The following is a 26,132-nucleotide window of genomic DNA, read 5'->3' as shown; positions in this document are numbered from 1 at the left end:
AACGCTCTCAGCTCTGCACGGCACCCTTTTTCTTTTTGCGCAGTCCCCTGACGATAAACCACGCCAGCGCGGCCACAATCAGGGCGGCCACCACATCCATCGCGATCAAAATCTTCTGATAATTGGGCATGGACTCGGTAAAGACAGAGCCGGGCATGGCTCCGTTCATGACCTTGGAATTGGCGATGGTGTAGAGGATATTGTGCATGGCCTGCCGTCCGTAGTGGTAGTGGGCGGGGTTATTCTCATCAAAGGTCCATCGTGCGCTGCCCTTCTCAGCGGTCAGCTTGGCGTCCGCTCCGGCCTCAATCATCTGCCAGGCATCCATAAAGAGGCCTGTGTTGGCGTTGTCGGTGAGGGCGAAGCCCCGGAAGCCCCACTCCTCCCGCAGCACGCCGGTGATGAGGGGGTACGCACCGCCGGTCCAGGTGCAGCCGATACGGTTGAAGGCGGTCATGATGGCATTGACAGGGGCCATCTCCCGGCTGGCGCCGACGTACCCGCCGCTGCCGTCGCTCTTCACGTAGTTCAGAGTAATGGGGTCGTTCTTAATGCACATTTCAAAGGGCTTCAGGTATACCTCCCGGATTGCCTGCTCGTTGGACCAGGTGGCGACGCCGAACTGTCCGTCCCGGTCGCCCCGGTGGTTCTCCTGATCGTTGAGGGCGAAGTGCTTGATGAAGACGTACATCCCCTTGCTGGCCGCGCCCCGGCTGGAGGCGGCGCCCACCACGCCGGAGAGGAAGCCGTCCTCGGAGTAGTACTCGTTGTTCCGGCCGCTGAAGGGCAGGCGGTGGATATTCATGGAGGGGGCGTACCAGCCGTCGGCCCCGCCCAGCAGGGCCTCATTACCGATCATCACGCCGTAATCCTCGGCAAGCTGGGGATTCCAGGTCTGGGCCAGCACCAGCATACCCATGTACATGGCCCCGGTGCCGCCGTAGATGAGGCCGCTGGCAGTGTCCGCATCCATGGCGGAGGGTTTCCCGATGGCCGGGATTGCGCTGGTCTCGTAGCCGGAGAGGGTAATGGCCTTCTGGTAGTCGGCGGGGCTCAGGTTGTCCAGCAGGTCCTCCCAGAGGGGGTCGTCGTAGTCCTTCCCCCGCAGGTCGATGAGCTGCACGCCGTTTTGAGCGCGATAGACCGGGGTTTCGGTGAAGGTATCCGGGTCGGTCGGGTTCAGCGAATCGTTGGAGTCCAGCTGGGCCAAATCTTCATCGCTGACGGTCTTGATGTAGACGTAGGATGCGCTCTTTCCGCTCCCGTCCGTGCCGTTAATCTCGTTGCCCCAGGTGCTGATGACATCGCTCACCTCGCCGTCGTGGGCAGGCCAGGTGCCCTGCCAATCGCTGCGGGAGAGGTAGGTGTGGCCGCCGTCCGCAAAGTCGAACCGGTTGGTGACGGCCGTGCCGCTGTGGCTGTCCACGGCGTAGAGGGACACGTCGGTGTCCGCGTTGGCGGGGACAAAGGAACTTACCAGCGCGGCGTTCCCGGCAGCCGTCATGCCGTCTGACACGCCCTTGCCCTTGGCCGCCAGAATGTTGTTGACGGCTGCGTGGGAATCCGCTGCGGCAGTAATGTAGTACTCCCCCGCGTCCAGGATGTAGGTCTTTGCGCCCACATAGTCATAGCTCTTGAGCTGCTCCTGGTCGAAGGTCACGGTGACGGTCTGCTTTTCGCCGGGCTGGAGCAGACCGGTCTTGGCGTACCCCACCAGCGCTGCGGCCGCCTTCTCCACCCGGTTGCGTCTGTCATAATCCGTGTAGGGACTCTGGGCGTAGACCTGCACCACGTCCTTGCCCGCCACGCTTCCCGTGTTGGTCACGTCCACGGTGACGGTGCACCGCTCTCCGCTCCAACTGGTCCTGTAGTTCTCCCAGCCGAAGCTGGTGTAGGAGAGGCCGTAGCCGAAGGGGTAGAGGACCGTGTCCGCGTAGTCGTAGTCCCCGGCGTTGCCCTGGCCCAGCACCGCGTCCTCGTAGCGGGTCTCGTAGTATTTGTACCCCACGTAGATGCCCTCCAAGTAGCTCACGTAGTTGTACTTGGTGAACTGCCCGTTTCCGTCCACATACTGGTAGTCGCCGTAGTTCTGAGCGGCGGGCGCACTCATGGCGTCGTAGGCAAAGGTGTCCACCGTCTTGCCGGAGGGGTTTACCGCGCCGCTGAAGATACCCGCCAGGGCCTCCATGCCGTTGCTGCCCAGGCTGGGGACGAAGAGGACGGCGTGGATGTTCTCAAAGTCCTCCACCCAGCCCAGCTCCATGGCGGCGGTGGCGTTCACCAGCACCACCACGTCGTCAAACTTCTCGTTGAGGTAGTCCAGCAGCTCCAGCTCCGTGGAGTTGGGCTCCAGATAACTCTTCACCTGGTCCTCGGGCACATCGGTGTGGTTGTACATGGACCGGGGCAGGTCCCGGCCCTCGCCGGCCTTCCGCGCCCAGACAAAGACGGCGGTGCTTCCAGCATAGGTGTCCTCCAGCCCGGCCTCCGCCTGGAGCACAGACACAGGGCACTCGTTGATGGAGAAGTCCTCCGCGTCGCCGAAGCCCACGGAGCCGGGTCCCAGGCCGTAGCCCTTACCCTTCCCCTCGGTGTAGAATTTCCACAGCCCGTCGTTGACGGTGAAGCCCTCCGCCTCAAAGCTGCTCTTCAGCGTGGCGCTGCTGCCGCCCAGGCCCAGGAAGCTGCCGCCGCTCAGATTGGCGGCCCCCTGACCGAAGAAGCTGAAGGAGGTCCCCCGGTCATAGGGCATATATCCCTCGTTTTTCAGGAGCACCAGCCCCTCGCCCACAATCTCCCCATTGAGCGCCTGCTCCGCGCTCTTGATGGTCTCCTTGGTGTAGTCCGCCTTGTTGTAATTGAGGTCCAGCCCTTCCGCCCCGGCGGGCGCGCTGACCTTCACCTCGTAGCCCAGCAGGTTCTTCACCATCACGCCGAAGGACGGCACCAGGACGTTGACCCCCACCGCCACCCCCAGCGTCACCAGAATCAGGATACTGGCAATAACCGTGCGCAAGCCTCTCCAGACCTTCACGTAAATTCCCCCTAACCAAAAATGCCCGTGACCGGGTCGTCACAGGCATTATACCGGGCCGTGCCCGGGCAAAGAAATATTTTTGTCGCAGTTTGCGTAAAAAGCGGCGTGGTTGGTTAAGCAGCTCCCGTCCTCGCCGCCCTGCGGGGGCGCTTCACGAATCCCCCGCGTCCCCCTGCTGTGCCATAATGATATCCAGCAGAAAAATTCCGCCCTCGGCGCTGATGGACAGCGTACCGCCGTACTGCTCGGCGATGGCCCTCATGCTGGGCATCCCGTACCCATGGTAGTCTTTTTCCCCCTTGGTGGTGGCGGGCAGTCCGCCCCGGAGGGCGAGGGGCCCCTCATAATAGTTCTCCACATGGATGTGGGCGAGATTTCCCAGACTTCTGACGAACAGGCTGATGACCCGCTTCTCCTGCGGCAGCCCCTCCACCGCCTCCACGGCGTTGTCGATGGCGTTTCCCAGCAGGGCGTAGAGGTGGTGGGTCCTGATGAACCCCAGCCCCTGTCCGTCCGCCATGCAGGTCATCTCAATACCCCTCTCCCGGCAGAGGAGCATCTTCTCGCTGAGGATGACGTCCAGCACCTCGCTGCCCGTCTTCACCAGGGCGGAGTACCCCTCCAGCGCCCGATCCAGCTCCGCCTTCTCCTCCAGGGCCGCCGCGCCCCGGGCGGAGAGTGCCTCGCTCCGGTGCTTGAGGTCGTGGTACTTCATGTTGATGAGGTCGATGTTCTGCTTGGCCAGTTCGTACTGCTTCTTCCCCTGCTCCAGGATGTGCTGCACGCCGTCCAGCTCTGCCTTCAGCTCCCGGCGGGAGAGCTGGTTGTATAAGAGCGCCAGGATGAGCACGCACACCAGCACGTTATATCCCCGCTCCAGCAGCAGCGACGCCCTGGAAGCGGTGGTATAGTAGTTGGTGATCATGTTGAAGATGACGTCCGCCGCGATCAGCAGGCCCGACAGGCAGATGAGGTTGGTGCGCCCCAGGTGGAGGTCGTGGTTTCCCTTGAGCTTTCTGTCGAAGAGCTCGAAGGTGCAGGCATAGACCAGGAAGTAGCAGTTGACATAAAATATTATCTGCACCGGCGAAAACATGCTCAGGTCCACCGCCGCGCTGCTGTAGGGGTCCGGCACACCGCCGAAGAGCAGGTGCATCTGGGTGACCTCGCCAATCACCGTGAAGAGAAGGTAGGCCAGGTGCTGCACGGTGTACCCCGCAATGCCGCAGAACAGCAGATTCTCCCAGGGCTCGTCGAAGCACAGGCGCATGGCGGGCAGGGTGCAGACGAAGAGAGCCAGAAACAGGAAGGACACATACCAGGCGGTATACTGCACAATGGGAAATACCCCCGCGATCACCAGCAGCGCGGCGGCGCATCCCACCGCCCGGACGCCAAAGCACCCCCTGCGCTCCAGCCGCAGGAGGAACATCCCCTCCCCCAGCAGGAGCTGGGCCATAAACAGGAATTTATACTGAACAAGTCCGGTGATCACGCGCTCCCTCCTCCCCGGCAGGCGCCGGCTCCCCCGCCGCCGGAACCCGGCGGCGGGATGGAATCAGTGCTTCCCCAAGTAGGCCGCCAGGGCGGCCATCAACGCCTTCTTTCTGCCCCGGCTGATGCGCACGTCTCCGCCCCCCACCCGTACCAGCTCGCCCTCCACCTGGGTCACGTGCTGCAGATTGACAAGGTAGGAGGTGCTGCACCGGAAAAAGGCCTCCCCCGGCAGCTCCTGCTCCACGGCGCTCAGCTTGCCCCGCACGGTGAAGTCCCCCTCGCTGGTGTGGTAGGTGAGGTCGTGGTTCATGACCTCCACATAGTAGATGGCCGAAGACGGCAGCACCCGGACCACGCCGCCCACGCTGAGCAGCACCTCCCGACCCCGCTTCAGGCTCACCGCCTGAACGGCCCGCTTCATCTTCATCTCAAAGGAGAAGTACTGCACGGGCTTTACGATGAAGTCCAGCGCGTCCACCTCGTATCCCTTCACTGCGTACTGCACCATGCTGGTGACGAAGATCAGGGTGGTCACGCTGTCCGCGCGGCGGAGCGCTCTGGCGGCGGACATGCCGTCCACGCCCGGCATTTTGATGTCCATAAAGATGATGTCGTACCGGGGCGCGTACTGGTCAAGAAAGGCCGCGCCGTCCCGGAAGCGCTCCGCCGTGCAGGAAATACCCTGCCTGGCGCAGTAGGTGGTCAGGCAGTCCTCCAAATCCCGCGCCGCAGCGTCCTCGTCCTCCACAATCGCCACCCGCAGCGTGCTCAGCACATGTCCCGCCCCCCCGCTCTTGTTTGGTGGTATTATACCTTAAATCGTCCCCCGCGTAAAGCCGCGGCCCCGCCGTCTCCCATCCCTCCCACAAACGACAGCGGGGACCCCGCGCCTACTGGCGCGGGGTCCCCGCTGTCCGCTATTTCACTGGGCCTCTCAGCTCTTTACCACCTTGCAGAACGACGCCGCGATGCTGGCCACCATTGCCAGGACCATGCACACCAGGCCCACCAGCGCACTGGTGAGGTCGGCCATGGTGGAGGCGTTGTTCTCGAAGGTCATGATGGTTGCGATGCTGGCCACCCGGGCGCCCACGAAGGTGACGAAGGCCACGGCCAGGAGCACGGCTGCTGCAATAAAGAGCACGTCCAGCGCCTTTTTGCCGCCCATCACCTGGGAGGCCGCGATGAGCGCAATCTGCACCGCCACGGCGAGGACCGCGCAGGCCACCACCACGGCGTTGACGCCGAAGTTGGCGAAGTATGCGGTCTTACAGTTGACCAGGTAGAACGCGATGCCCGCCACGGCGAGCACGGCGGAGAGTGCGGTGAGATAGAAGCCCGCGGACTGTTTTTTGATAAATCCCATGTCGTTACCTCCTTCTTATGCCTCGTCCTTGCCCTTGGCGGACTTGACGTACATGACAGCCGCGCCGAGGGTGAGGACGGCCAGAACGATCTGGGCCGCAGTGAGGGCGTTGTCGTACCAGGTACGGACGCTGACCACCCTGGAGGAGGAGGACAGGCCGTCCATGGCATTGGAGTTGGCGATGGCGTAGTTCTGCCAGGTCAAGACGTTCTTGAGGTCCTGCATCAGGCCCGCGTCCTTGCTGACGTTCTCCACGGTCCAGTAGCTCCACTTTTCGGAGACGGCGGCCATGGTGCTGTCTCCGGTGTTGCAGGTCATGGTGACGCCGGCGTGGACGGCCTCCTTGAGCACGCTGTAGACGGAGTTGGTGATGAAGTCCTCGCTCATGAGGCCCTTGAAGCCCCACTCGCCCCGGAGGATGTTCATCAGCAGGCCGTAGTGCGCGTTGCCGGCGGTGACGCCGATGCGGTTGAACGCGGTCATGACGCCCAGGGCATTGGCGTCCTCAATGCAGGCCTGGGTGCCCCGCAGCTCGTTCTCGCGGGCCTGCTGCTCGGTAAAGAACACACTGATGCCGGAGCGGTTGATCTCAGTGTCGTTGTAAGCGAAATGCTTGGGTGCGATGATGCAGCCGTACTCCATGCCCGCCGCGATGTAGGCCGCGCCCTGGTAGGCGCTGAGGATGGGGTCCTCGGAGTAGTATTCGTGGTTGCGGGCGTTGTACGGCACGCGGTGGAGGTTGGTGCCCGCGCCCCAGAAGATGGTCAGGTTGGACCACAGGGAGTAGTTGCCGATGACTCTGCCGTACTCCGCCGCCATCTCCTTGCTGAAGGTCTGGGCGATGACGGTCTCATTGGACATAGTGCCGAACTTGTAAGCCAGGTTGGGGTCGCTCTCGTCCACGGCGCAGGGGTCGCCGGAGGAGGCGTCGGTATTGGCGTACTGTCCCAGGGTATAGGAGTTGATGCCGTTGGGCCCGTCGTTCTGGATGGTCTCCGGGGAGACGATGGACTCGATTACCTTAGTGCTGGTGCCGCCGAAACCGGTGCGGATCATGCACTCCTCCAGGGTGATCTGGTCCATGAGGGTGGACCAGCGGATGTCGCTGAGATTGCTCACGCCCTTCAGGTCCGCCAGGGTCAGGCCGTTTTGCGCGCCGAAGGTGACGCTGGACGGATCTCCCTGGGCGGTAATCTCATAGGTGTCGTTGTCCAGCTGGGCCAGCATGGCCTCGTTGGCGGTCAGGTCCCTGTAGGTCTTGGGCCAGGTGCCCGCCCAGTCGCTGCGGGAGAGGTAGGTGACGGTGCCGGGCAAATAGTGGTTCAGGTCTGCGTCCTGGAGCTGGTTCTCCACAGCGGTACCGTTCTTGGTCCGGGCGAAGGTGGTGTTGTCCAGCGCGCCCAGGTTCCAGGTCTTCACGTTGGCGGCATTCCCCTCCGCGGTCATGCCGTCCGCCGCAGTCTTGCCCTGGGCGGCCAGGATGTTGTTCACAGCCTCGTGGGCGTTGCCGATGGAGAAGCGGTAGTCGCCCGCGTCCAGAATGTAGCAGCCCTTGGTCCCGGCGGCGTTGTCGCTGCCCGAGTCCCAGCTCGCCATGTACTGCGCATCCGCAGTGATGGTCACGGTCTGGGACCCTCCGGGCTCCAGCACGCCGGTCTTCTCGTAGTCCAGCAGCTGGATGGCGGCCTTCTCAATGCCGTTTTGCTTATCATAGTCGGTATAGGGCACGCTCACGTAGAGCTGTACCACGTCCTTGCCCGCCACGGCTCCGTTGTTGGTGACGGTCACCTGGGCGGTGACGGTCCCGGCCTCCAAATCCACATTCAGGCTGTCCAGGGTCTGGGTGAAGGTGGTGTAGGAGAGACCGTAGCCGAAGGGATAGGACACCTCGCTGTCGTAGCTCCAGGCTCCGCCGGTGGAGCTTCCGGCGGCGTCGGCGGCGTTCCCCTGGCCCAGCACCACATCGGCGTACCGGGTCTCGTAGTACTTGTAGCCCGCGTAGATGCTCTCAGCCTCCACCAGGGCGGAATTGATATAGAGCTCCTGGTTGGCGTTGGTGTAGGGGAAGTTGCCGTAGTTCTGGGCGGCGGGGGAATTGGCGTTCACCACCGCGTAGGTGTCGGCCAGCCGGCCGGAGGGATTGGCCGCGCCGCTGAGAATATCGGCCACGCCGTAAAAGCCGTAGCCGCCGGGCAGGCCGATCTCCAGGATGGCGTCCACTCCGTCGTTGCGCTTAATCTCATCAATTTCCATAGCGCTGGCGTTGTTGAGCAGAACCACCACCTTGCCGCCGTTCTGGGCCTTGGCCTCCACGGCGGCGGAGATGATGTCCCGCTCGTCGTCGGAGAGTCCCAGGGGATCAGTCTGGTTCAGGTTCTGGGCGGGGTCCACGCCGGCCTCGCCGGGCATGTAGTTGCGGTTCTCACCGGCCGCCCTGGCGATGGTGACAATCATCACATTGTAGTCGTCCATGCTGTCCTTCCAGTCCGCGTCCGCCCCGCTGAGCGCGGCTTGGGACGGCTCGTGGCTGGTGAAGACGCCGTCGGTGGCAGGAGCGGTCTGGCGGTAGTAGGTCTGGGTGCCGCCCCAGCTCTCCACCTCGGTCTTAAAGGTGTCCTCCAGGCTCTTGTACACCGTCTCCATGGTGGGATTCAGGCCGTAGCCCTTGGCTGTGAAGGCCTGCACCAGGTCCACCGTGTCGGCGTCGGTGCCGGTGTTGACGGCCAGGCTGCTGCCCATGTCGCCGCCCTGGACGGGGTAGTAGCTGGAGAAGCCCAGCAGCGTCACCTTCTGGGTCTCCTCCTGGGTGAGGGGGAGCGCACCGTTGTTCTTGAGGAGGACGCTGCCCTCCTCGTTCATGCGCTCGCCCAGGTCCTCAATGGCATCCAGCAGCTCGGTGGTGCTCTTGTAATCGGACTGGTAGGTGTAGGGGTTCTCGCCGGTGGAGGTGTCCGTCTCAATTTTGGTGCTCTGCGTGCCGAGGAATTTGTCGATGTCGGTACGGTTGGCCGCCACCACGGGCGAGGCCGCCAGCACGAATGCAAGGAGCGCCGCCAGCAGGGTCGTCAGGCCGCGCCAGACCCGGCGCTTACCCGAGCCGTTCTGCTTCTTCTCGTTCATATTGTTCCTCCTCTTTGTCTGAGTGACTTATTAACACCCGCCCGGGCCGCCGTCGCCCGCCGCGGTACGTTACTGAATTCCGGGCGCATTCTCTGCCCCCATGCCTCCCCCGGCGGGGTTCCGCCCCGGCTGAGTCCGCAAACGCGCTCCCTACTTTTTCTTCCTTGCCTGGGCCTTCGCCTTCTTCTCAGAAAGCTTCTTCTGGTACTTGGCCTCCTCGTCGTCGTAGCTGAGGCCCTTCTTCGCGCACCAGGCCCTCAGTTCTTCCTTGCGGGCCTCCTCGGCGGCTCTCTCGGCCTCCTCCTGCTCCATGCGCAGGCGCTGGTCGGGCTCAATCCACTTTCCGCCGGCGGCCAGGACCGCCGCCTTCTGGTGCTCCAGAATGACCGCCTGGTCCTCCTTGACGTGCTTCTCCACCTTGAGAAACAACATGAGCACCACAATCGCCGCGTAGCAGACCAATTCAATCCCCAGGAAGCACAGCGCCAGCATCCCCTGCACGGCGGCATTCTGGGCGGTTGCCGCGGCGTTGTAGCCGCTCATGGTAAGCAGGGCGTTGATGATGCCGTTGCCCAGCCCCGTCATGCCCACCATGATGGCCCCGTAGACCGACATGGTGAACCCGTCGCTGCGAAAGCCGTTCCGGGCCTCCAGATGGTCCAGCACATCGGACAGCAGCGCCAGGGTGACGTACATGGCCGGGATGGAGCCGACGCCCTTGAGGATGATTCCCGCACAGACCAGGACGAAGTTATGTAAATCGATAAAGCTCACCAGACCGCCCAGCACGGAGATGGCCAGGCCGATGACCACGGAGCGCTGCTTGCCCAGCTTGTTGGCGATGGGCCACGCCAGCACCATGCCGATGGCGGTGGGCAGGCCGCCGATGAGGCCCAGGGTGCCCATGGCCGCACCGGCCGCCGCCTCGGTGGCCACGCCGTCGAACATCCAGCGGCAGTAGTAGCTCATGGAGCCGTTCTTGACCAGTCCGCCGAACTGGAAGAGCAGGAAGTAGAGGATGATGATCCACCAGTACTTGCTGCTGACGCAGCCCTTGAGCTGCTGCAGCATGGGGATTTTCTCCTCCTTGATGTTGAGCTTCATGTTCTCCTCGGTGATGCGCTCCCGGGTGAAGTAGTACTCCAGCAGAATACCGCAGAGGGTCACCACACACAGCGCGATCATGACGATGCGCCAGTTCTGGTAGCTGGCCGCCTGATCAATCACACCGTCGTGCTCCACGAAGAGGAAGCTCTGCAGGAAGGTGGGGACCAGGATGCTGGCCCCGATGCCCACGGCGGCCACGCCGGACGCGTTGGAGAAGGTGGCCAGCATTCCCCGGTGGCCCGAATTGCGGGTGGACAGGGCCACCATGGAGCTGTGGGCCGTGTAGAAGAAGGGATAGGCTACCGCGTAGTAGAGGTTGTAGGACACCGCAATCCACACCATCTGCATCATGGGGCTGCCGCTCTCCGGCGTGAGGAAGAGGAGGGCGATGGCCACGGCCACCAGGGGCGCGGACAGCAGCAGATAGGGCCGCGCCTTGCCCTGGGGCGTGCGGGTGTTGTCGATGAGGCGTCCCACCACCAGATTGCCCAGAATCACGAAGATGACCGAGATGATGGGCAGCATGGCGGAGAACACGCCAAACCGCGCGGTGTCCGTCCAGCCCAGCACATCGGAGTAGTACCGGTTGAGGTAGGAGCCGAAGATGGCGTTGGAGATAAACGCGCAGAAGGGTCCCACGAAATACCCCAGCAGCATCTCCCTGGGCTTCACATTGGCGGACGTAATTTTGGTCCGCGCCAGGGGACTGTCAAAAAACCTGCTCGATGATTGACTCATGATGTTCCTCTTCTCTGTTTCCAAATCGTCCGGGTTCGCGCATCCGCAGCACTATACCGCCCCGGAAGCGCTCGGTACGGGGGCGCTTTCGCGCACTGCAAGGCAGCGCGGGCCTGCCCGCCTCAAGCCTCAAAGCGGTATTTGCCGCTCCCCAGCGTGTGCGTTTCCCCGCCGGGCATAACCAGCTCGCAGGTGGTATTGACGGGCACCTCCACCTCGATGGAGAATGCTCCGTCCTCCATTTTCCAGGCCGCCCCCGCCCTCCCGTAGGGGGTCTCGACGCTCCCCTCGGCCCAGGTCAGACCACCGCCGGGAACCGGCTTCACCCGGAAGACCCGGTATCCAGCCTCCACACTCTCAATTCCCGCCACCCTGCGGTAGAGGAAATCCCCCACCGCGCCGCTGGCGTAGTGGTTAAAGGAGGTCATGCCGTTGGTCCCGTCGTCCTTGCCGGTGTTGCAGGTACCGTCCTCCCGGAGGGCGTCCCACCGCTCCCAGATGGTGGTGCCCACCTTGGCCTCGTAGAGCCAGGAGGGGCAGGTATCGGTGAGGAGCATCCGGTAGGCCTCCTCCTCCCTGCCGTTGTCGCACAGGGCGAAGAGGATGAAGGGCGTGCCGGGGAACCCGGTGCGGATGTGGTAGCCGCCCTCCTTCACCAGCCGGACCAAATTCTCCAGCGCCCCTTCCTTCAGCTTTCCGTCCAGCATGCCGAAGGCCAGGGGCAGCACGTACCCGGACTGGAACTCCCCCTCCCTCCCCAGCGCGTGGCGGGACATGGGGTGTATCTGCCTCTTCATCTTGCCGCTCTCGTCCAAAAACCGCTTGGCGTAGGCCCGGTCGATCTCCTTCTTCAAATCCGCGTAATACTTCTCGTCCCCGCTCTCACCCAGCAGCCGGGCAATCTTCGTCATCAAATCGCAGGAGTGGGCCCAGCAGGCGGTGGCGGTCCAAAGCCCCCGGTTCATGCAGCGCCACATGCTCACGTCCGGGGCCACCCAGTCGCCGTACTGGTGGAACCACCGCCAGGTGTGCCGGTTGGTGCGGCCCAGGCAGAAGAACCCGGCCCAGAATTTGACGGCCTTCAAATACTTCTTCATCACCGGGTACATGCTCCGCAGAATCTCAATGTCCCCGTAGGCGCAATACATGGCCCAGGGCACCAGCACGCAGCAGTCGCCCCAGTAGGCCACCACCGCCGGGGGATAGCGGAACCCCTGCTCGGGGATGACCACATTGATGCCGCCCCCCGGCCGCTGCTCGGCCTTCACGTCCCGCAGCCACTTCTCCAAAAACCGCCGCGCGTCGAAGTTGTAGCACGCCGTGGGGGCGAAGAGGGCGATGTCCCCCGTCCAGCCCATCCGCTCGTCCCGCTGGGGGCAGTCGGTGGGAATGTCCATAAAGTTGGATTTCGCGCTCCAGCGGATGTTCTCCTGGAGCCGGTTGATGAGGGGGTTGGAGCAGCGGAAAGCGCCAATGCCGTCAATGTCCGAGTAGAGGGCCAGGGCGCTCAGCTCCAGGTCCCCAGCCTCGATGCCCGTGACCCCCACGTACCGGAATCCCATGTACGTGAGCCTGGGGGAGTACTCCTGCTCTCCGTCCGTGCAGGTGTAGACCGCCGACACCTTCGCCGTGCGCAGGGGCTCCAAATAGAGCTCCCCGTCCATCAGCAGCTCCGTGTGCTGGAATTTGACCACCTGCCCGGCCTTCCCCCGGAGCTTTGCCGAGATAACTCCGGCGAAGTTCTGCCCGAAGTCGTAAATCAGCATCCCGCTCCTGCCTCTCACACAGGAGACAGGCCGCATCACCTCATGGGCCCGGACCAGATTGCCGTAGGTCGCCACGAGCTCGGGCTGTATCCTGACCGTCTCTCGCCCCGCCTGCCTCCAATCGGCCTTTTCCAGGTCCGCGGCTGCGTCGTACACCTCGCCGTCGTAGAAATCCCCGTACCGGTACCGCCCCTCCTCGGTGACCTCCCAGCTCTCGTCGGTCCCAAAAACCTCCTCGGTCCCGTCCTCGTAGGCAATTCGCAGCTCGGCCAGCAGCGCCTGCCGGGGGGCGGTGATGCGGTTCACCCGGTTCATGGTGAAGGCCCCCACCGCCCAGCCGCCGGCCACCACGGCCAGCAGTGTGTTCTCCCCGCCCAGCAGCTCCGTCACGTCGTAGGTCTGGTACTGGAGGGTGTGCTCGTAGGAGGTGAGCCCCGGCGCGAAGTAGTCCTTTCCCACCTTCCGGCCGTTGAGCTCCAGCTCGTAAATGCCGATCGCCGTGGCGCAAATCCGCGCCCTCGCCACCTTTTTTCCGCAGCCGAAGCGTTTGCGGAAGGTCATGGGCAGTGGGGAGTCCTTCTTCCCCGTGAACCGGTAGGCGGCGTCGGTGATCCACTTCCCGGCCCAGGCCGTCCCCATGCGCCCGGTCTCAAACGTCAGGGCGGCGGCGGCAGTTTCCCCGGCGTTATCCACCGCGGTCAATTCCGCAGTATACCGGGTGAAGGGCTTCAGGGGCGCGCCGCCGTAGGGCACCGCAATCTGCCCCTCCGCGTCCCCCGTCCAGCCGTTCACCGAAATCTGCGCCCGGCTCAGCGTCACATTCCGCCGGTCACTCTCCAGGCTGTAGGAAAATCGCGGCCGGGGGCTGTCGGTCACGCAGTCCTCGCTCAGACTCTCCACCGTGAATTTGTCAATGGTCAACATGGGGCATTCCCTCCTCTGCTTCCCTGCATCCGAACAGATAACCCGGGCCTTTTGCTTTTATTTCACCGCTCTTGCGGGCTTTCGGCTGTTATTAACTGCCTCTTGCTCCCATATTATCCGAAAAACGGGCCGCAAACAACGCTGTGATTTACAAAAGGACCGTCCTGATTTGCAATTCTAGTCCAAAAATTCCTCATTGAGCGTCACCTTGAAATCCCTGGCGATAGCACGCAGCTCGTCGTCCCGGATCGTCTGCCGCAGCTCTCCCCGGCCCGCACTGAGGGCCAGCACATGGATCTGGGCCGCCTTCTCGATGGTATGCATCAGGCCGAAGGTGGCGTCGAAATCGCTCCCGGAGCAGAAAAGCCCGTGGTGGGCCCAGACCGCCGCGTCGTAAGTCTTCATCAGCTCGCTGGTGGCCATGGCGATCTCCGCCCCACCGGGCACCATCCAGGGCACCACTCCAACCCCCGCGGGGAAGACCACCGGACACTCGGTGGCGCTCTTCCAGAGCGCCCGGGTAAAGTCCCGGGCCGTGAGGGGCAGTACGTAGGTCAGGGCGATGATATTGGCCGGGTGAGCGTGGTAGATGACCCGGCAGGCCCCGCCCGTGGCTGCGAAGCGGACCGAGTGGTTCATAAAGTGGCTGGGGAACTCGCTGGTGGGCTTTGCGCCCCCCTCCAGACCCCAGACGATGCGCCATGCGTCCCCCCGGCCGTTTATCTCCACTATGCCGATGGAGTGTTCCGGGTCCAGGGCAGCGTTGCGGAAGAATTTTCCGCTGCCGGTGGTGAGAAAGTACTCCCCCGCAAGGTTCTCCCCCGCAACCCCCATGTCCACCCAGGGGCCCGGGTCCCGAAAGAAGGCCCTGCATTCGGCGGCCTCGGATTCCTTCATGCGGTAGGTCAGGTTGCCGCCGTTGCGCTCGTGCCAGCCCTGTTCCCACCCGTCGGTACACATGCGGATGTAATCCTGTACGATTTTAATGTCCAAAATACCCATGTTATCGCCTTCCAAATCCCAGTATTCCTTGCAGACGTGAGGCTTCACCGCAGTAAACATCGTTTCTCCCGGGGTCATGTCCCCCGCCTGCTCAGCACTTCCCGCTCGTAGGCCTTTACATCCTCGAACCAGCTCTCGTCGGCGCTCACGCCCTCCCGGCGGCAGTACTCCCTCCAGATATCCCCGAAGGGCAGGGTCTTGGCCTCCTCCATCCGCACCATCTTCTCGGTGAAATCGGCGCTGTCCTGGAGGGCCTTCAGGGCCTCGTGGGGCTGCAGGAGCGCCCACAGCAGGGCCTTCTGGGCGTTGCGGGTGCCCACCACCCAGGCGGCCACCCGGTTGATGGAGGCGTCGAAGAAGTCCAGGCCGATGAGCACCTTTTGAAGTCCGCCGCAGCGGACGATCTCGGTCATCATCTCCCTCAGCTCGTCGTCGAAGAGCACCACATGGTCGCTGTCCCAGCGGACCGGGCGGGTCACGTGGAGGGGCAGAACGTCGAAGTAGCAGAGCAGGGTGGGAATCTTGTCGCTGACCAGCTCCGTGGGGTGGTAGTGGCCGTTGTCGAGGAGATGATACACCCCCGGATGCTGGGAGGCATAGGCCATGAAAAACTCTCCGGATCCAACGGTGTAGCTCTCCAGCCCGATGCCGAAGACCTTGCTCTCCACGCTGTCAATGACGTTGGGGCAGTTCTCGGCAAAGATCTCGTCCAGGGCGGCCTTCAGCCGCAGGCGCGGGCCCATGCGGTCGGCGGGCACGTCCTTCATGCCGTCGGGCACCCAAATATTGTTGAGCACCTTGTCCCCCAGCGCCTCGCCCATGCGCTGGGCAACCTGGCGGCAGGCAATGCAGTGGTCAATCCAGAAGCGGCGGACGGCCTCGTCCGGACTGGACAGGGTCAGTCCGTTCTTTACCATGGGGTGGGAGAAGCAGGTGGGGTTGAAGTCGATGCCGAAGCCGTGCTCCCTGGCGAACTCCACCCAGGGGATGAAATACCGGTACGCGGTCTTGTCCCGGTCCGCCCACTCGCCCTCGGGGAAAACAGCGTAGCTGGCGTGGAGGTTGATGCGCTTTTTGCCCGGGATAAGGCTCGCGGCCTTGAGAAAATCGGCCTTCAGCTCCTCAAAGCTCCCGGCCCGGCCGGGGTAGTCGCCGGTGGTCTGGATGCCGTCCCCGGCCCGACCGTCCTTCTGGTCGAAGCCGCGGACGTCGTCCCCCTGCCAGCAGTGGATGGAGATGGGGGTGGCGGCGCAGAGAGTCAGAGCGCCCTCCACGTCCACGCCCATCTTTTCGTAATTCAGTTTTGCCTCTTCGTATCGGCTCATGGATGTACCTCCTTGATTGTAAAGCTGCGGCGGACGGCGGCCCGCGCCTCCGCCGGGGAGTGGAATTCTCCGCACGCCAGCATCTGGGCCATCAGGTTGCCCAGGGCGGTGCCCTCCACCGGCCCGGCCAGAACGGGAAGCCCCGTGGCCCGGGCGGTGAGGCGGTTCAGGTAGCCGTCCTGACAGCCGCCCCCCACGATATTGATGCTGGTATAAGCCCTCCCCGTCAGGGTCCGGAGCTCCTCCACGGCGCTTCGGTAGCACTCCGCCAGACTGCGGTAGACGCACTGCATCAGCTCGCCCACCGTCCCCGGCACGCTCTGGCCGCTCTCCGCGCAGGCGGACTTGACGGCTTCCGCCATGCTCACCGGGGCCAGGAAGCGCTCGTCGTTGGCGTTAACCACGCTGGGGAAGCCCTCCGCCTCCGCCGCCGCGGCAATCAGGTCTGGGAAGGTCCACTCCCGCCCGGTGTCCGAGCGCTCCTCCCGGCCCGCAACGTAGCACAGGCCGCTCAGCTCCCTGCGGATGGACTGGATCATCCACAGCCCCATAATGTTCTTGAGGTAGCGGAATCGGCGGTCGTACCCGCCCTCGTTGGTAAAGTTGGCGGCGGCGCTGGCCGCGCTGGTGATAGGCGCGCCGTTCTCCACCCCCAGCAGGCTCCAGGTCCCGCTGGAGAGATACACGGCGTTCTCGTCCCGGGCCGGGACAGCCAGGAAGGCGGAGCCGGTGTCGTGGGTGGCAGGGAGAATCACCGTGCAGTCAAAGCCCGCCTCCCTCTGTACCTCCTCCGTAAAGCGCCCCAGCACCGTGCCGGGAGTGCGCAGGGGGCCGAAGAGCTTCCGGGGAAGCCCCGCCGCGCTCAAAATCTCCCCGTCCCAGTCCCCGGTATGGGCGCTGACCAGAGCGGTTGAGGTGGCGTTGGTGTACTCGTTCTCCATCCGGCCCGTCAGCAGATAGTGGAAGTAGTCTGGGAGCATCAGAAACCGCTCCGCATCCTCCAGCTGCTCCGGGTGCTCCCGTCTCAGGGCCAGGAGCTGGTAAATCGTATTGAAGGGCTGGTACTGGATGCCGGTGCGCTCATAGAGCCATGCGAAGGGGAGCAGCTTCTCCGCCTCCGCCCGCAGGGCGTCGGTGCGGGCGTCCCGGTAGGACACCGTGTCGCTCACCCGCCGTCCGGCCCCGTCCACCAGCACGAAGTCCACCGCCCAGGTGTCGATTCCCATGAAGTCGGGTGTTCTGCCCCGCTCCCTGCAGGCCTTCAGCCCCGCCAGAATATGGCCCCAGAGGGCCTCGATATCCCAGCAGTCGTGGCCGCCCACCACCTTTTGGAGGTTGGGGAAGCGGTAGACCTCCTCCAGACGGATCCGCCCGTCCTCCACCCAGCCCAAAATATGCCGGCCGCTGGACGCGCCGATATCCACCGCCAGATAAGTCCTCACGCCTCTCTCCTCCTCACCGTTTTACTTGTACGCCGCAGGTTGAAACTCCGCCGCATACGGCGGCCATTGAACACGAACGGAAATGCCGCCGCTCTCAAGCGCCCCCGACCCCCCTGCCTTGTCGGGCGCGATGTGTCTTCGGCAAGCGTCCGCCGCCGGAATATGCGGCCCATTGAAAGCCGTACCGCCGCCAGGGACGCAGCATGGGTCCTCAGCCAGGGCGGCCGCGTCTTATATCTTCTCTATTTTAACGGACCGCCGTGCTCAAAAGAAAGGACGCTGTTTACAAAAACAGCGTCCTGGTTTGCAATTATACCTCTTCCCGCCTGCGGCGGTACTCCTGGGGGGTGCAGCCGTGCTTCTGCTGAAAGGTCCGATAAAAGTAGCTGGTATTGCCGTAACCCACCGACGCGATGACCTCGCTGACGGGGAGTTCGGTGGTGTTGAGGAGATGGACGGCGGCGGAGAAGCGCTTCTCCATCAGCAGGATGCGAAAGCTGGTCCCCAGCTCCCCCTTGATCATGCGGCTGACGGTGTATTCCGCCAGGCCGTTCCGGGCGGCAAACTCCCGCAGGGTAGCGTCGATATAGTGGGCTTCGATATAGCTCAGCGCCCTCAGAGCCACCTGCCGGGGCGCGCCGCCGCCGGTCCTGGCCAGATCGGGTGCCTGCATGAGCTGGAGGAAGAGGATGCCCATGGTCATCTCGTTTAACTTTTCGCTGCCGCTCTCCCCGTTGTAGAGGGACCAGATGAGGTTTTCCACCAGATTCTGCACCGGCAGCACATCGGCCACAGCGAAGTGGAGGTACTCATCGGCGCTCCCCTCGCCGGAGAGGCTGTCGATAATAAAGTCGCTCAGGGCGTTCTGCCCGTCCATCATGTCGAAGGCGGCCCGGAAGAAGGCGGGCCGGATGAGGAAGTTGACCCCAATGTCCCGCTCCCCCGCGGCCCGGATCTCGTGCCAGGAATTACAGCCCAGGAAGAGCAGCTCCCCCGCATGGAGGGTAATCTCCTCATCCCCCACCACATGGGTGATGGCCCCCTGGCAGACGTACATAATTTCTATAAACTGGTGCCGGTGGGGCGGGAAGGGGGCGAAGCGGGTGTGGGTGCGGATGCTGATGAGCTTGCCCTCCAGAAACTTGCTGGCCTCCACCGACTTGCGGCGCTTCTCGTTATAGAGCTGCATATCCACGCCGCCGCCCTGGAGAATCCGGGCCTCCTCCTCAGAGATCTCGGACAGGCGCGCAATCAGTCCCGCGTCCATGGCGCTTTCCTCCTTTTCTGCGTAATCCGCTTTCAGAATTCCGCTATCCGCCTGTTTAGATGCGTACCCCCAGCGGACCCCCCATCCAAGCCCGCAGCGGATCAGCAATGGCGCACACCCAGAAAAAGCCGCTTTAACGCGCCTGCACGGCTCGGCCGCAAGGGCTGGGCAGTCACCTGACACTATCTTAGCATAATGGCGCCGCCCAGGCAAGAAAAGGGGGCGTTTTTGCCGGTTTTCAGCGAAAACGCCCCTCTTGACGCGTCAAATTCTCACAGGTGCTATCTTCCAGATATCCTCGGCGTACTCCCGAATGGCCCGGTCGGAGGAGAACCTGCCGCAGCTGCAGATGTTGAGCCAGCCCTTTTTGGCAAAGGCCAGGCGGTCCTGGATATCCCGGTTTATCTGGATTTTCGCGTCCAGATAGCGGCCGAAGTCCAGCAGCAGGTAATACTGGTCGGGCCTGTGCCAGGACGCGCCCTTGAGGATGGAGTCGAAGAGGTCCTGGAACATACCAGTGCCGCCGTCGTCCAGGGTACCGTCCACCAGGGCGTCCAGCACCCGGCGGATACGCCCGTCGGACTCGTAGAGGGCCGTGGGGTCGTAGGACCCGGCCTTGTCCCGAATCTCCTCCACATGGGCGCCGAAGATATACTCCGCCCGCTCGCCGGCCTCCTCCACGATCTCCACATTGGCCCCGTCCAGGGTGCCCAGGGTCACGGCCCCGTTGGCCATCAGCTTCATGTTGCCGGTGCCGCTGGCCTCGGTGCCCGCAGTTGAGATCTGCTCGGACACGTCTGCCGCAGCCACGATCTGCTCCGCGGCGGAGACATTGTAGTTGGGCAGAAAGACCACCTTGATATAAGGGGAGACTGCGCCGTCGGCTGCGATCAGGTTCGCCACGGCGTTGATGAGCTTGATTACCGCCTTGGCACGGAAATAGCCCGGGGCGGACTTTCCGGCGAAGAGAAAAGTGGTGGGGGCAAAATTACGGAGCTTCCCCTCCTTAATCTCAAAATAGAGCTCCAGAATCGCCAGAATATTGAGGAACTGCCGCTTATACTCGTGCATCCGCTTGATCTGCACGTCGAAGACCGTATCTGCTTCCAGCCTCAGGCCGTATTTGGCCTTCGCAAAGGCGGCGAGAGCCTGTCGGCGCTCGCCCTTGATGGCGATAAAGCGGTTCAGCACGGTCTCATCGTCGGCGTAACGCTCCAGCTCCTTGAGCGCGGAGAGATCGGTGAGCCAGCGGTCGCTGCCCAGAAGCTCGGTGAGGAGGGCGGCGAGCTGGGGGTTGCACAGGGCCAGCCAGCGGCGCTGTGTGATGCCGTTGGTCTTGTTCTGGAACCGCTCGGGCCAAATGGCGTACCAATCCTTTAAAAGGTCGTTCTTTAAAATCTCCGTGTGGAGACGGGCCACGCCGTTGACATACCGCCCGGCATAGACCGCCAGACGGGCCATGTGCACCTTGTCCGGGGCCGTTTCCCCCGCCTCGTTCTCTCTCCCCCGCTCCACGATGACCATGCGCCCGGCTGTGGCGGCGGACACGCCCCTGGCCGCCAGTTCGGCGGCGAGTTGGGCGTCGATCTTCTCAATGATGGCGAACATTCCGGGGGCCGCGGCCTCCATCAGCGGGGCGGTCCAGGTCTCCAGGGCCTCGGCCATGATGGTGTGGTTGGTGTACGAAAAGACATTACGGGCGACGCCGAAAGCGGCGGTGAAGTCCATGCCCTCGGCCCCCAGCAGGCGTACCAGCTCGGGGATGGCCAGGACGGGGTGGGTGTCGTTGAGCTGGAGGGCGTGGGTCTGCGCAAAGCGGAAAATATCCCCGCCCCGGGCCTTGTATCCCCGCAGCAGGTCCTGGAGAGAGGCGCTGGTGAAAAAGTACTCCTGCTTGAGGCGGAGCAGCTTGCCCTCAGCCGTGGAGTCGTTGGGATAGAGCACCCGTGAGATATCCTCGGCCCGGTTCTTGGCGCGGACGGAGCCGTCGTAGTCCTGGTCGTTGAAGCGGGTGAAGTCGAAGGGCTCCAGAGGCTCCGCCTGCCAGAGGCGGAGAGTGCCCACGTGGCGCGTGCCGCAGCCCAGGACAGGCAAATCGTAGGGCACCGCCCGGACGGAGCCGTCGCCGAAGGAGACGGTGACGGCCTGGTCCGCCCGGCGCAGGGACCAGGGGTCCCCCCAGGCCGTCCAGTCGTCGGGGGTCTCCGCCTGGAAGCCGCTTTCAATGCCCTGCTTGAAAAGGCCGTACCGGTAGCGGATGCCGTACCCGTCCAGAGGCAGGTCCAGTGTGGCGGCGCTGTCCAGGAAGCAGGCGGCCAGGCGGCCCAGGCCGCCGTTGCCCAGGGCCGCGTCCTCCACCTCCTCCAGGGAGGCGAGGGAGGCGCCCTTTTCCGTCAGGAGGGCGTCGACGTCCTCAGTGATGCCCAGGCAGAGCAGATTATTGTAGACCGCGCGGCCCACCAGGAACTCGGCGGAGAGGTAACAGGCCCGGCGGGTCTGCTCGTGGGCGGCCCGGCTGGAGCGCCAGTCCGGGGCAATGGACTCCATAACCGCCTTGGAGAGGGCGTCATGGAGCTCCGCGGCGGTGGCCTCCGCGGGGGTCTTGTGGCAGTCCCGGAGCAGATTGGCCTCCAGGGCCGCCATAATCGGTTTGGCACGGTCATTCATAGGAATTCCTCCTTAATAAAGGCAGATGGGTTGGGGGGCGGGCATCCTCGGCGCGGCCGCGCCGGCTCCGGGAGCCTATCAGTTCAGACGGCTGTAGATCTCCATCTCGTGGCGCAGGCGCCCGGCGAGGGAAGGGGCGGCGAATCCGGGGCCGGCGCGCCACTTCCAGTTGTTCCCCACGGTGGAGGGCACGTTCATCCGGGCCTCGGTCCCCAGGCCCAGAACGTCCTGCATCTGGACGATGGCGGTATCGGCCACGCTGGCCCAGATGGCGCGCATCATGCCCCAGTGGAGGCCCTCGGTCTCGCTGAGGCGGAGGTACTCCTTTGCGTAGGCCACGCCGTCGGCTGGGGCGGTCTCCAGCCAGCCCAGGGCGGTGTCGTTATCGTGGGTGCCGATGTAGACCACGCAGTTGTGGGGGTAGTTATGGGGCAGGTAGACGGAGCCGCTGCCGTCGCGGCTGTCGAAGGCAAACTCCAGGACCTTCATGCCGGGGTAGCCGGAGTCCTCCCGCAGGGCGTGGACGCTGGGCGTGAGGAAGCCCAGGTCCTCGGCGATGATGTGCTTGCGGCCCACCGCAGCCTCCACCGCGCGGAAGAGCTTCATGCCCGGGCCCTGCCGCCAGCGGCCGTTCCGGGCGTCCTTCGCGCCGTAGGGGATGGCGTAGTAGGAGTCGAAGCCCCTAAAGTGGTCGATGCGCAGCACGTCGTAGATCTCGCACTGGTAGGCGATGCGGCGCTTCCACCAGGAGTAGCCGTCATGCTCCATAAAATCCCAGTCAAAGAGGGGGTTGCCCCAGAGCTGGCCGCCGGCGGAGAACCCGTCGGGCGGACAGCCCGCCACCTCGGTGGGCAGCAGGTTTTCGTCCAGCTGGAATTGCTCGGGGTGGGCCCATACGTCCACGCTGTCGCCGGAGACGTAGATGGGCAGATCCCCGATGATGCCAACGCCCCGGGCGTTGGCATAGTCCTTGAGGGCGCGCCACTGGCGGAAGAAGAGGTACTGAACCGCCTTCCAGAAGTCGATGTCGGCGCCCAGGCCCCGGTGGACCCGCTCCAGGGTCTCGGGGTCGCGGTTGCGCTGGGGTGCCTCCCAGTCCTGCCAGGGCGCGCCGCCGTGGGCCTCCTTGAGGGCCATGAAGAAAGCGTAGTCCTCCAGCCAGAAGGCGTTCTCCTCGCAGAAGGCGGCGTACCCCGGGGCGGGAGCGGCCAGGAGCCGCTTGCAGGCCCGGCGCAGAATGGGGTAGCGCTGCCGGTAGAGCAGGCCGTAGTCCACCCGGAGGGGGTCGGCCCCCCAGCACAGGCCCTCGTACTCCTCACGCTCCAGCAGGCCCTCGTCCCGGAGGTCGTCCAGATCGATGAGGTAGGGGTTGCCGGCGAAGGTGGAGAAGGTCTGGTAGGGGGAGTCCCCGAAGCTGGTGGGGCAGATGGGCAGAAGCTGCCACCAGGTCTGCCCCGCCGCCTGGAGGAAGTCCACAAAGTCCCGCGCAGCCGCGCCCATGGTGCCTACGCCGTGGGGGGAGGGGAGGGAGGTAATGTGCATCAGAATACCGCTGGTTCTCACAGCTATCAAATCCTTTATTTGGGGTTACGTTAAGCAATGCGATGGGACAATGGCCTTGCCCGCTGAGGGTATACACGGGCGGCGCGCCCCGGGCGCATGGAGGGAGAACGGGCCCCAGCTACCGCGGGGCGAGGCCCCGGGCGCTCTCGCCCTCCACCAGCTCGTAGGGCACCCGCTCGTGGACGGCGGTGCCCCCCTCCCGAATCTGGCGGAGCAGAAGCTCCACGCCCCGATCAGCCATCCGGCGGGCGTCCTGGCGGATGGTGGTGAGCTTGGGGGAGACATAACGCCCCAGCTCAATGCCGTCGAAGCCCACCACGGAGATGTCCTCCGGCACGCGCAGGCCCCGGTCGTGGAGGGCGCGGATGGCCCCCACCGCCTGGACGTCGGACATGGCGAAGACGGCGGTGAGGCCGGGCATCTTGTCCAGAAGGCGCCCCATGGCGGCATAGCCGTCGGACATGGCGAAGCGGGCCGACTCGTACTGCGTCTCCCGGTCGAAGGGCATTTGGTGCTCCCGGAAGGCCCGCTCCACGCCCGCATAGCGCTCGCAGGCGGCGTTGGAGACCTCCATCTTGCCGCCCAGGACGCCTATCTGGGTGTGGCCCAGCTCCATGAGGTAGCCCAGCGCCCGGGCGGCGGCCTCCTCGTCGTCGGTGCTGACGCTGGAGAGGTTCTCAAATTGCAGCTCCTCGGCGGAGTTGGTGACCAGCACACAGGGGACGGTGATGGAGGGGAAGCACTCCCGGAAATAGTCCAGATTGCTGCCCAGGAACAGGATGCCGAAGGGCCGCCGTTCCCGGCTGACCTGGAGGGCCTGCTCCAGCTCGTCGTCGTCCTCGTCCAGATAGTAGATGAAGCTGGCGTAGCCGCTGTCGCGGACCAGGGACTGGATACGCTCCACAATGGTGGCAAAGAGCATATTCTGAGTGCCCTTGACCACGATGGCAATGCCGCTGCTGGACTGCTGCTTGAGGTGCTTGGCGTTGTTGTTGAGCCGGAAGTGGTGTTCCTCCACCACGGCCATAATTTTCTCCCGGGCGGCGTCGGACACGTCGGGGCTGTTGTTCAGCACCCGGGATACCGTGCCCACGGCGTAACCCGAGAGCCGGGCAATATCTTTGATGGTCACTGTCATCCCCCTTTTCGAGATGCAGATTTTAGGGGCCAGGGTATGCGGGAAACCGCCCCCGGCCCGCGGGGCGCATAGCGGCCGCAGGCCGGAGCGTCTTTATCCCTTCACCGCGCCGGCGGCCACGCCCTTGATGATGTGTTTCTGCCCCGCCAGGTAGACAATGACGATGGGAATAATGGTCAGGATGATGCTGGCCATCATGGCGCCCATCTCCACCTTGCCGTAGCTGCCGCGGAAATTCTGAATCATGATGGGGATGGTGGAGTAGCCCTTGGTGCGGTCCAGCACCAGGTAGGGCAGAAGATAGTCGTTCCAGACCCACATTGCCTCCAGAATACCCACGCTGACCAGGGTGGGCTTGAGGATGGGCACGTCAATGAGGAAGAAGGTCTGGATGGGGTTGCAGCCGTCAATCATGGCTGCCTCCTCCACCTCAATGGGGATGCTCTTCATAAACCCGGTGAACATGAAAACCGCCAGGCCCGCGCCAAAGCCCAGGTAGATAATGCAGATGGTCCAGGGGCTGGTGAGGTAGAGCTTATTCGCGGTCTGGGAGAGGGTAAACATAACCATCTGGAAGGGAACCACCATGGAGAGGACGAAGAGGAAGTACAGGAGCTTGGGAAACTTCCCCTTGGACCGGGCGATATACCAGGCGCACATGGAGCAGCACAGCAGAATCAGCGCCACCGAGCTGACGGTGATGAAGAGGCTGTACCCCAGGCTCTTGAAGAAGCCCTGGGAGGTGATGGCGTTAAGGTAGTTGGAGAAGCCTGCGAAGGTCTCCGCCGTGGGGAGCTGGAAGGTGGTGGAGGTGGAGATGGCGGTCTCTACCTTAAAGGAGTTGAGAAGCACCAGGACCACAGGGAAAATGTAGGCCAGGCACAGGACCGACAGGGCCGCAATCCAGATGATATTAAAGGTCTTTGTCCGTTTTTTCATTACTGCTGCACCTCCCTGGAGCGGGTTGCCCGGAGCTGAATCATGGAGATGGCCACCACCAGGAGGCAGAAAATAACCGCCTTAGCCTGGCCGATGCCCATCCACTGGGGTCCGGTGCGGCCGTAGAACGTATTATAGATGTTCAGGGCCAGCATCTCGGTGGATTTGGCGGGATCGCCGCCGGTGAGCGCGAGGTTCTGGTCGAAGAGCTTAAAACCGTTGGTAAGGGTGAGGAAAAGGCAGATGGTGATGGAGGGCATCACCATGGGGAGCTTCACCCGCAGAAGGGTGGTCCAGGAGGTGGCTCCATCAATCTGGGCCGCCTCAATAAGCTCGCCGGGGATGTTCTGGAGGCCGGCGATGTAGATGATCATCATATAGCCGATCTGCTGCCAGCACATGAGGATGATGAGGCCCCAGAAGCCGGCGGTGGAGTTGAGCTTCAAAAGCGGCTCGCCCACGGCGGAGAGCAGGGCGTTGATGAGGATGTTCCAGATATAGCCCAGGACGATGCCGCCGATCAGGTTGGGCATAAAGAAGACGGTGCGGAAGATATTGGTGCCCCGCAGCTTCCGGGTCAGGAGCAGGGCGATGCCGAAGGCGATGACGTTGATGAGAATGATGGACACCACGGCGAAGGCCACAGTAAACCAGAACGCATGGCCGAAGTTGGGGTCCGTGAGGGCACGCTGGTAGTTGCTCAGACCCGCCCACTGGGCGTTGTCCACGGTGGTGAAGCGGCAGAAGGAGAGATAGATTCCCTGGCCGAAGGGGACGATAAAGCCGATGATAAAAGCCAGCAGCGTTGGCAGGAAGAAGATTGGCGACCAGCGTTTGATCGCTCGTTCCATAAGACCACCTCCAGTTGTTGATGTTGGATTCCGTTACGGCGGGCAGCCAATGGCCGCCTCCATATCCCCGCAGAGGCGTCTCTGCGGGACGCTCTGATTCTTTGATTTGGAAACGCCCATCGGGCGCCCGCCAGGCCCGGTATTTGAAAATTAGTGAGGCTTTCCGCACAAATTGGCACACGTATTTTTCGAGTAAAAGGGCGGGCAAGTCTCTTGCCCGCCCTTTTACCAAACAGCACAATATGAAATTAACCCTCGTGTGTGAGCTGATACTCGACAGCCCAGTTGTCCACGAAAGCGGACTTGACGCCGTCCCAGTTGGCGTCGCTCTGGTCGGCGGCGTACATGGTGAGGGCGGTGCTCAGGCCCTTCTTCCACTCCTC

General features: G+C 63.5%; 16 protein-coding genes. All 16 read right to left on the bottom strand.

The features are described 5' to 3' along the window. Positions 1-7: 7 nt before the first annotated feature. Positions 8-3,034 (bottom strand): glycoside hydrolase family 3 N-terminal domain-containing protein, encoded by a 3,027-nt coding sequence (locus tag H8S62_RS15870; protein ID WP_186920246.1) that lies wholly within the window; start codon positions 3,032-3,034, stop codon positions 8-10. A 154-nt stretch (positions 3,035-3,188) separates the two neighbouring features. Further along, positions 3,189-4,532: an ATP-binding protein gene (locus H8S62_RS15865; RefSeq protein ID WP_341481074.1), complete on the bottom strand. Its 1,344-nt coding sequence runs from the start codon at positions 4,530-4,532 to the stop codon at positions 3,189-3,191. A gap of 63 nt (positions 4,533-4,595) precedes the next feature. Beyond that, positions 4,596-5,309 (bottom strand): response regulator, encoded by a 714-nt coding sequence (locus H8S62_RS15860; protein ID WP_173023905.1) that lies wholly within the window; start codon positions 5,307-5,309, stop codon positions 4,596-4,598. A 159-nt stretch (positions 5,310-5,468) separates the two neighbouring features. Beyond that, entirely contained in the window at positions 5,469-5,900 is a 432-nt protein-coding gene (locus tag H8S62_RS15855) for a hypothetical protein (RefSeq protein WP_186920245.1), read from the bottom strand. A 15-nt stretch (positions 5,901-5,915) separates the two neighbouring features. Further along, the gene (locus H8S62_RS15850; RefSeq protein WP_186920244.1) at positions 5,916-9,020 is read right to left on the bottom strand and encodes a beta-glucosidase; all 3,105 of its coding nucleotides are present in this window, start codon (positions 9,018-9,020) and stop codon (positions 5,916-5,918) included. 150 nt (positions 9,021-9,170) lie between these two features. Continuing rightward, positions 9,171-10,865, bottom strand: a complete 1,695-nt coding sequence (locus H8S62_RS15845) for an MFS transporter (protein ID WP_186920243.1) — start codon at positions 10,863-10,865, stop codon at positions 9,171-9,173. A 122-nt stretch (positions 10,866-10,987) separates the two neighbouring features. After that, positions 10,988-13,555, bottom strand: coding sequence for a family 78 glycoside hydrolase catalytic domain (locus H8S62_RS15840; RefSeq protein ID WP_186920242.1), 2,568 nt, complete (start codon positions 13,553-13,555; stop codon positions 10,988-10,990). A 177-nt stretch (positions 13,556-13,732) separates the two neighbouring features. Further along, positions 13,733-14,557 carry a rhamnulose-1-phosphate aldolase gene (rhaD, locus tag H8S62_RS15835; protein ID WP_155146767.1) on the bottom strand — a complete coding sequence of 275 codons (825 nt, stop codon included), beginning with the start codon at positions 14,555-14,557 and terminating at the stop codon, positions 13,733-13,735. Between the two features lie 74 nt (positions 14,558-14,631). Continuing rightward, a complete protein-coding gene (locus H8S62_RS15830) occupies positions 14,632-15,882 on the bottom strand; it encodes an L-rhamnose isomerase (RefSeq protein WP_155146765.1) in 1,251 nt (416 codons plus the stop codon). Then, positions 15,879-17,324, bottom strand: coding sequence for a rhamnulokinase (gene rhaB / locus H8S62_RS15825; RefSeq protein WP_186920241.1), 1,446 nt, complete (start codon positions 17,322-17,324; stop codon positions 15,879-15,881). The genes H8S62_RS15830 and rhaB overlap by 4 nt, the downstream gene beginning before the upstream one ends. 310 nt (positions 17,325-17,634) lie before the next feature. After that, on the bottom strand, positions 17,635-18,591 hold the full coding sequence (locus H8S62_RS15820) for an AraC family transcriptional regulator (protein ID WP_173023544.1): 957 nt from the start codon (positions 18,589-18,591) through the stop codon (positions 17,635-17,637). 264 nt (positions 18,592-18,855) lie between these two features. Further along, positions 18,856-21,258, bottom strand: coding sequence for a glycogen/starch/alpha-glucan phosphorylase (locus H8S62_RS15815; protein WP_186920240.1), 2,403 nt, complete (start codon positions 21,256-21,258; stop codon positions 18,856-18,858). A gap of 78 nt (positions 21,259-21,336) precedes the next feature. After that, positions 21,337-22,821, bottom strand: coding sequence for a 4-alpha-glucanotransferase (gene malQ, locus H8S62_RS15810; protein ID WP_173023907.1), 1,485 nt, complete (start codon positions 22,819-22,821; stop codon positions 21,337-21,339). A 118-nt stretch (positions 22,822-22,939) separates the two neighbouring features. Beyond that, positions 22,940-23,953: a LacI family DNA-binding transcriptional regulator gene (locus H8S62_RS15805; RefSeq protein WP_173023908.1), complete on the bottom strand. Its 1,014-nt coding sequence runs from the start codon at positions 23,951-23,953 to the stop codon at positions 22,940-22,942. A 99-nt stretch (positions 23,954-24,052) separates the two neighbouring features. Next, positions 24,053-24,898, bottom strand: a complete 846-nt coding sequence (locus tag H8S62_RS15800; protein ID WP_155146757.1) for a carbohydrate ABC transporter permease — start codon at positions 24,896-24,898, stop codon at positions 24,053-24,055. Then, on the bottom strand, positions 24,898-25,749 hold the full coding sequence (locus H8S62_RS15795) for a carbohydrate ABC transporter permease (protein WP_155146755.1): 852 nt from the start codon (positions 25,747-25,749) through the stop codon (positions 24,898-24,900). Before H8S62_RS15795 ends, H8S62_RS15800 begins: the two co-directional genes overlap by 1 nt. Positions 25,750-26,132: the final 383 nt, after the last annotated feature.

It is taken from the genome of Lawsonibacter faecis, assembly GCF_014287675.1.
Taxonomy (GTDB): Bacteria; Bacillota; Clostridia; order Oscillospirales; family Oscillospiraceae; genus Pseudoflavonifractor; species Pseudoflavonifractor faecis.
This window is presented reverse-complemented; position numbering and strand designations above follow the sequence as displayed.

Coding starts and splice junctions, on each gene's coding strand:
- H8S62_RS15855 (WP_186920245.1), bottom strand. CDS start 5,900: ATGGGATTTATCAAAAAACAGTCCGCGGGCTTCTATCTCACCGCACTC.
- H8S62_RS15850 (WP_186920244.1), bottom strand. CDS start 9,020: ATGAACGAGAAGAAGCAGAACGGCTCGGGTAAGCGCCGGGTCTGGCGC.
- H8S62_RS15845 (WP_186920243.1), bottom strand. CDS start 10,865: ATGAGTCAATCATCGAGCAGGTTTTTTGACAGTCCCCTGGCGCGGACC.
- H8S62_RS15840 (WP_186920242.1), bottom strand. CDS start 13,555: ATGTTGACCATTGACAAATTCACGGTGGAGAGTCTGAGCGAGGACTGC.
- rhaD (WP_155146767.1), bottom strand. CDS start 14,557: ATGGGTATTTTGGACATTAAAATCGTACAGGATTACATCCGCATGTGT.
- H8S62_RS15830 (WP_155146765.1), bottom strand. CDS start 15,882: ATGAGCCGATACGAAGAGGCAAAACTGAATTACGAAAAGATGGGCGTG.
- H8S62_RS15820 (WP_173023544.1), bottom strand. CDS start 18,591: ATGGACGCGGGACTGATTGCGCGCCTGTCCGAGATCTCTGAGGAGGAG.
- H8S62_RS15815 (WP_186920240.1), bottom strand. CDS start 21,258: ATGAATGACCGTGCCAAACCGATTATGGCGGCCCTGGAGGCCAATCTG.
- H8S62_RS15800 (WP_155146757.1), bottom strand. CDS start 24,898: ATGAAAAAACGGACAAAGACCTTTAATATCATCTGGATTGCGGCCCTG.
- H8S62_RS15795 (WP_155146755.1), bottom strand. CDS start 25,749: ATGGAACGAGCGATCAAACGCTGGTCGCCAATCTTCTTCCTGCCAACG.